This window comes from Salinimicrobium oceani, assembly GCF_012037645.1.
Window position 1 is genome coordinate 1 of sequence record NZ_JAAVJR010000895.1, and the last position, 394, is coordinate 394.

At 48.0% G+C, this 394-nt stretch carries 1 pseudogene; it reads right to left on the minus strand.

The annotated features are described in order from the left end of the window. A pseudogene (locus HC175_RS19935) lies at positions 1–394 on the minus strand (DNA primase); the annotation flags it as partial.

Below are 394 nucleotides of genomic sequence, written 5' to 3' on the forward strand. Positions count from 1 at the left end.
ATCGACTTTAACCACCAGGTCTTCAAAATCTTCCTCCACCATTCCATAGTGAAGCAACAGACTAATTATGGTTCGCTCCAGGATGTACAGCTCATCCACCTTCACCTGGGGAGTTGCAGGATCATCCCGCACCACCTCAAACTGCTGTGTCTTCTTTGGAGCCGTTTTCCCGGTCTGTCTGCCGCTCATTTGTGCAAGGGTGGAGAAAAGCACCTCTTCAGAGATATCCATAATGCGGGATGTCTCCTGCACATATACCTCCTGCTGAATATTATCGGGGATCTTCGAAATACTGCTCACCATATCCCGAATTAACCCGGCCTTCTTCACCGGGTCATTCTTCGCCTCCTCCATAAGGAGAGAAGCCTTATAGTTGATGAAATCTTTGCTGTTT